The sequence below is a fragment of the Flavobacterium sp. GNP010 genome, assembly GCF_056428945.1.
In genome coordinates, this window is sequence record NZ_JBWJVK010000036.1 from 21,597 (window position 1) to 28,201 (window position 6,605).

7 protein-coding genes are annotated in these 6,605 nt (G+C 35.2%); all 7 read left to right on the plus strand.

The annotated features are described in order from the left end of the window. The first annotated feature begins 29 nt into the window (after window positions 1–29). Window positions 30–1,022, plus strand: a complete 993-nt coding sequence (gene trpD, locus AC061C_RS13280; RefSeq protein WP_417947031.1) for an anthranilate phosphoribosyltransferase — start codon at window positions 30–32, stop codon at window positions 1,020–1,022. Between the two features lie 86 nt (window positions 1,023–1,108). Beyond that, window positions 1,109–1,888 carry an indole-3-glycerol phosphate synthase TrpC gene (trpC, locus tag AC061C_RS13285; RefSeq protein ID WP_478291569.1) on the plus strand — a complete coding sequence of 260 codons (780 nt, stop codon included), beginning with the start codon at window positions 1,109–1,111 and terminating at the stop codon, window positions 1,886–1,888. Window positions 1,889–1,890: 2 nt separating this feature from the next. Then, window positions 1,891–2,514, plus strand: a complete 624-nt coding sequence (locus AC061C_RS13290; RefSeq protein ID WP_478291570.1) for a phosphoribosylanthranilate isomerase — start codon at window positions 1,891–1,893, stop codon at window positions 2,512–2,514. Window positions 2,515–2,535: 21 nt separating this feature from the next. Next, window positions 2,536–3,717 carry a tryptophan synthase subunit beta gene (trpB, locus tag AC061C_RS13295; RefSeq protein ID WP_417971560.1) on the plus strand — a complete coding sequence of 394 codons (1,182 nt, stop codon included), beginning with the start codon at window positions 2,536–2,538 and terminating at the stop codon, window positions 3,715–3,717. 129 nt (window positions 3,718–3,846) lie between these two features. Beyond that, window positions 3,847–4,164, plus strand: coding sequence for a gamma-glutamylcyclotransferase family protein (locus AC061C_RS13300; RefSeq protein ID WP_478291571.1), 318 nt, complete (start codon window positions 3,847–3,849; stop codon window positions 4,162–4,164). Between the two features lie 121 nt (window positions 4,165–4,285). Further along, window positions 4,286–5,047, plus strand: coding sequence for a tryptophan synthase subunit alpha (gene trpA / locus AC061C_RS13305; protein WP_478291572.1), 762 nt, complete (start codon window positions 4,286–4,288; stop codon window positions 5,045–5,047). A 500-nt stretch (window positions 5,048–5,547) separates the two neighbouring features. Beyond that, window positions 5,548–6,225 carry a hypothetical protein gene (locus AC061C_RS13310; protein WP_478291573.1) on the plus strand — a complete coding sequence of 226 codons (678 nt, stop codon included), beginning with the start codon at window positions 5,548–5,550 and terminating at the stop codon, window positions 6,223–6,225. The last annotated feature ends 380 nt before the right edge of the window (window positions 6,226–6,605 follow it).

Sequence of the window (6,605 nt, forward strand, 5' to 3'; positions counted from 1 at the left end):
AGACTTTCAACTTTAAGACACATATAAAAATGAAAAACATATTAAACAGACTCATCAATCACGAAATACTTTCGCAAGAAGAAGCAAAAAACGTATTGGTTACCATATCGAACGGAGGGTACAACACGAGTCAAATTGCTTCGTTTCTCACCGTATACATGATGCGTAGCATTAGTATCGATGAGCTGGCAGGATTTCGAGAAGCCTTACTTGAATTGTGCATTCGCATTGATTTATCCGCATATAATGCAATTGATTTATGCGGTACAGGTGGTGATGGAAAAGACACTTTTAACATTTCTACTTTGGCTTCATTTGTAGCAGCAGGCGCAGGAATAAAAGTAGCAAAGCACGGAAATTACGGTGTTTCCTCTATTTCAGGATCTAGTAATGTTATGGAAAAAATGGGAATCAAATTCAGTAATGATCCTGATTTCTTAGAAAAATGTATTGACAAGGCGGGAATTTGTGTTCTACATGCACCCCTTTTTCACCCAGCTATGAAAAATGTAGGCCCAATTCGGAAAGAATTAGCAGTGAAAACATTTTTTAATATGTTGGGACCCATGGTGAATCCTGCCTTTCCAAAAAATCAATTGGTTGGTGTTTTCAACCTTGAATTAGCTAGAATGTATGCTTATTTATATCAAAATACCGATGTGAATTTCACCATTTTACACTCGCTTGACGGGTACGATGAGATTTCCTTGACCAGTCCTACAAAGACAATTACCAGCACCATGGAAGGTATGCTGCTTCCAGAAGACTTTGGTGTTTCACTTTTAAAGCAAAGCGAAATCGAAGGCGGAACAACAATTGAAGATTCGGCTGATATGTTTATCAATATTATTTCTGGAAAAGGAACTGAAGCTCAGAACAATGTAGTTTGTGCCAACGCTGGAATGGCCATTGCGACCGTAACAAAATGCACTCCTTTAGAAGGATTTCAAATAGCGAAAGAAAGTTTATTATCCGGAAAAGGACTTTTATCTTTGAACAAATTGAAAGAATTGAGTAAATAAAAAAGTTTAAAGTTTAAGGTTTAAAGTTGTTGATTTCCCACAACTTGAAACTTTAAACAAAGTAAACTTTAAACAAAAAATTAATAATGAACATTTTAGATAAAATCATAATTGACAAAAAACGAGAAGTCATTCTCAAGAAATCAATCATCCCTGTTGCACAACTGGAATCATCTGTTTTTTTTGAAAAAAAGACGATTTCCTTACGTACTAATTTAATAAACAGCACCTCAGGGATTATTGCCGAACACAAACGTCGTTCACCATCTAAAGCCGAAATCAATTACAGTTTTACAGTGGAAGAAGTGACTAAAGGCTACGAAAATGCTGGTGCTTGCGGAATTTCGGTATTGACAGACGGGAAGTATTTTGGTGGTTCACTAGACGACTTACTTTTGGCTAGAGCTACAGTAAACATTCCGCTATTGCGAAAAGAATTTATTGTGGATGAATACCAAATCCTAGAAGCCAAAGCGTATGGAGCTGATTTAATTTTGCTAATTGCAGCGGTTTTAACTAGAGAAGAAATCAAATCATTATCTGAATTTGCTAAAAATTTAGGCCTTGAAGTCTTACTAGAGGTTCACAACCTTGAAGAACTAGAAAAATCGATAATGCCTACTTTAGACATGATTGGAGTCAATAATAGAAATTTAAAAACATTTGAGGTGAGTTTAGATTTCAGTAAGCAATTGGCAGATCACATCCCAAATGATTTTGTAAAAGTTTCTGAAAGCGGGATTTCATCTGTAGAAGCCATTAACGAACTCAAACCTTACGGTTATAAAGGATTTTTGATAGGTGAAAATTTTATGAAAACAGATAATGCTGGTAAAGCAGCCACGGAATTTATATTAAAACTGTAACGATGAAACTCAAAATATGTGGAATGAAATATTCCGATAATATTCTCGAAGTAGGTTCGCTCCTACCCGATTATTTGGGATTTATATTCTGGGAAAAATCAACTCGCTATTTTGACGGTGTGATTCCAGAACTACCGCAGTCGATCAAGAAAGTCGGAGTTTTTGTTAACGAAAGTAGCAGCGTAATTTTGGCGAAAGCCCAGAAATATAATTTACAAGCCATTCAATTACACGGTCACGAATCAGTAGCATTTTGTTCTGATTTAAGGCTTGCAATAGGAAATGAAATCGAGATTATAAAAGTATTTTCGGTTGGTACTGATTTTGATTTTGAAGTTTTACAACCCTTTGAAGCGGTTTGTGACTATTTCCTTTTTGATACCAAAGGAAAACTGCCTGGTGGCAACGGAAGTACATTCGACTGGAAAGTATTAGAAAAATATCCTTCAAGCAAACCATTTTTCTTGAGTGGTGGAATCGGACTAGACGAAATCGAAGCAGTTAGAGAAATAGCAAAAACCAATTTACCGCTTTATGCCATTGATGTAAACAGTAAATTTGAAATAGAACCAGGATTAAAAGACAAAACAACATTAAAAAAGTTTCAACATAACTTGAAACTTTAAACTTTTTAAACTTTAAACAAAATGAGTTACAACGTCAACGAGAAAGGTTATTACGGAGATTTTGGAGGTGCTTTCATTCCTGAAATGTTATATCCAAATGTAGAAGAATTGCGTCAAAATTATTTAAAAATCACTGCTGAACCTTCTTTTCAAGCAGAATTTGATGATTTGCTAAAGGAATATGTAGGCCGCCCTACACCGCTGTATTTTGCCAAACGCTTGTCTGAGGAATACAATACTAAAATCTACCTCAAAAGAGAAGATTTGTGTCACACAGGCGCACATAAAGTTAACAACACCATAGGCCAAATTTTATTAGCGAAACGTTTAGGCAAAACCCGCATCATAGCTGAGACTGGTGCAGGACAACATGGTGTAGCAACCGCAACAGTGTGTGCCTTGATGGGGTTAGAATGTATTGTCTACATGGGCGAAGTCGATATCAAGCGTCAGGCGCCAAATGTAGCACGTATGAAAATGTTGGGCGCCGAAGTTCGTCCCGCTAAATCGGGTTCAAAAACCCTGAAAGATGCTACTAATGAAGCCATTCGCGATTGGATCAATAATCCGGTAGACACCTATTATATCATTGGATCTGTTGTGGGACCACATCCGTATCCTGATATGGTGGCGCGTTTTCAAAGTGTAATTTCAAAAGAAATTAAAGAGCAATTATTAGAAAAAGAAGGACGCGAAAACCCAGATTATGTAGTGGCTTGCGTAGGAGGCGGAAGCAATGCCGCAGGTACCTATTATCATTTTCTAGACCATGAGGACGTAAATATTATTGCGGTTGAAGCAGCTGGTTTAGGAGTAGATTCAGGCGAAAGTGCTGCAACATCAGCGCTAGGAAAAGTAGGTGTAATTCACGGAAGCAAAACGTTGTTGATGCAAACCACTGATGGCCAAATAACCGAGCCATATTCGATTTCTGCCGGTTTAGATTATCCGGGAGTTGGACCTATGCACGCAAATTTGTTTGCCACAGGTAGAGCACAATTTATTTCTATAACTGATGAACAAGCAATGGATTGGGGAATTAAATTATCTAAAATGGAAGGCTTAATTCCGGCCATAGAAAGCGCGCATGCTTTTGCCGTACTAGATGAAATGAAATTCAAACCAGAGGATATTGTGGTCATCAACCTTTCTGGTCGTGGCGACAAAGATTTGAATACGTATATTGATTATTTCAAATTATAACAAAAGCATCATTAGGGCGTTCCCCACGGGTCGGGCTGTGCGCTGTATCTTTTTCATGGCAGTAAAAGCCATGAAAAAGGATGCCGCTTCCATCCCTAACGCATACCAATAACGATACAAAAACTTTTTATGGAACAGCTATTCTCGTACGGAACATTGCAGTCAAAAGAAATTCAGATGCAGGTTTTTAATAAACTATTAAGCGGAACCGAAGACCAGCTTGCAGGATACAAATTAAAAGATTTACAAATAGAAGAAGAATTTGGAATGGAAGATTATTTTGTAGCCATGCCTAGTGAAAATCCTTCGGATGCGATTCATGGAATTGCGTTTACTGTTTCTAGCGAAGATTTGATTAAAGCAGATCAATTCGAATCGAATGCATACAAAAGAATTCAAATAACATTGCAGTCCGGAACAAAAGCTTGGATCTATATTGAAAGTTAAGTGCTTTGCAAAATAACTGCTCTTAAAACAGCTGATAAAGCATTGAAATTAAAGTTATTACCTTACAACTAAAACCCACAAGGTTTTGAAAACCTTGCTAGAATACATAAAAAATAGTACAATGAACAGAATAAATCAAAAATTACAAGAAACTAAAAAGATACTTTCCATCTATTTTTCAGCAGGATATCCTAGTCTAAATGATACAGTACAAATCATTGAAGACCTTGAAAAAAATGGAGTAGACATGATAGAAATTGGACTGCCGTTTAGTGATCCTTTGGCTGACGGACCTACCATTCAAGAGAGTTCTACACAAGCGTTGCATAACGGCATGACTACACAAGTTCTTTTTGATCAATTAAAAGACATCCGAAAAATAGTATCTATTCCGCTCATCATCATGGGATATTTCAACCCAATGTTGCAATTTGGTATCGAAAATTTCTGCAAAGAGTGCGCTGCCATTGGTATTGATGGATTAATAATTCCTGATCTTCCCGTTGATGTGTATGCAGATGAATACAAAACAATTTTTGAAAAATATGGCTTGAAAAACATTTTCTTAATCACACCACAAACGTCTGTTGAACGCATTCATTTTATTGATAGTGTTTCCGATGGTTTTATTTATATGGTGAGTTCAGCGAGTGTTACAGGATCACAAACCGGTTTTGGAAGCGCACAAGAAGATTATTTCAAACGTATTGCCGACATGAATCTAAAAAATCCACAAGTAATAGGATTTGGAATCAACAACAAAGAAACTTTTGAGCAAGCCACACAATTTGCCAAAGGTGCTATTATTGGTAGTGCTTTTATTCAGGATTTAACAAAAAATGGAACCGGAAAAATTGACGCTTTCGTTGATGCGATTCGATAAACCTTTTTATACTAGCAGGAAAACGGTGTTTAAACGAGATTTAAACACCGTTTTTTGTTGGTAATAATGAAATATAGTCTCAATTATTGTTGATTAAAATATCTAAGGTCTATAAAACTAGAGTTAATAGGTACTACAGTTCGCTAACCCTATGGGTCTCAAAATCACACAACAACTACAACCAAAGGTTAATATCAAAAATAGAAACGAATCGCATCAGCTCCTCGAAATAGGAACAATGGTCGAAATGCATCAAGTGATACCACACCTGTAGAGAAATTGAAAATATTTTTGAAGATAGTCAACAACACCATAACTACTATTTAGCGTGATTGAATTTAAATTAAAGAGGATGAATCACCTCTAGGACTACTTGCTGATTTTTAAAAAGCTATTAAACTGATAGTTACTCGAAAAAATATTATATAATTCACTATCGATCTGTATTTTGATTAAATTTTATTAGTACTTTTATACCACTCTTAACCTAAAACTAATCTATGAAATCATTTTTAACTTTATTATTACTTGCTTGTTGTGCTTCTGCTTTTGCACAGGTTGGCGTTGGAACCGTAAATCCTACCTCAACATTAGATGTAAACGGTGATTTACGAATACGGTCGACAAATACAACTATCACAGCTTCTGCCCCAAAAGACTCGATAATTGTAGTTAATAATCGCGGCGTTTTACAAAGAACAAATTCAAAATCGATAGTCAATAGTTACTTAAAAACGATCGTAAAAGTTGTTTTTTCTTCTACTTCACTAGTAGATTTAAACCTTTTGGCTGGAACAGTTAAAATTCCTTTTAATCTAGCTGAGTTTGATAGCAACACAGAGTTTGATAACAGTACAAATACTTTTACTGCAAAAGAAAGTGGAATTTATGCCGTTAATGTTCAAATTAAAGCTGATGCTTCACTAGGTGTAACCACAAATTTTGGAGTAGCCATCTTAAAAAATGGTGTTGTAATCGCACGAAATAGCTTTGCAAATGTAGGAGTTACCGTTGTATCTATTGAAACGAAAGTATCGCCCCCTTTGCGATCGTTACAAAGTTTGATCCAACTCAACACTAATGATACTGTAACTTTTCACGTAATTAGCGATCTAGCTAATGTCAAACTTCTTGGAACAAAAGAAGATTGCTTTTTTTCGATTCAACAAGTACGATAACTCATTTAAATAAATTATCCCTTATAAAATACACTTCTTGCCTTGTGGTAGATGATTTACATTATAATGCAACCTTATTTAAAAGTAAATTATAAGAAATCAGTAAATATAAATTTAGCAATGCTTTAAAGTTGAGCCTATTCTCATGAACCTCAAATAAAAATAGCATTGTAACGATTTATTGTTGCTGATTTTTTGTTGGTTATGATATTCATTTTTATAATAAATACACAATCAAAGTCTAAATGTAGTGTTCCTAAAAAAAATTATTGTTTTGAAATATGTATTTTAAACTACATATTTTAACAATTCATGCTCAGAATTATTTATATTTGAATCAATAAAATATTTAATTCGAACAGCTGTCTAAAAAACATAGC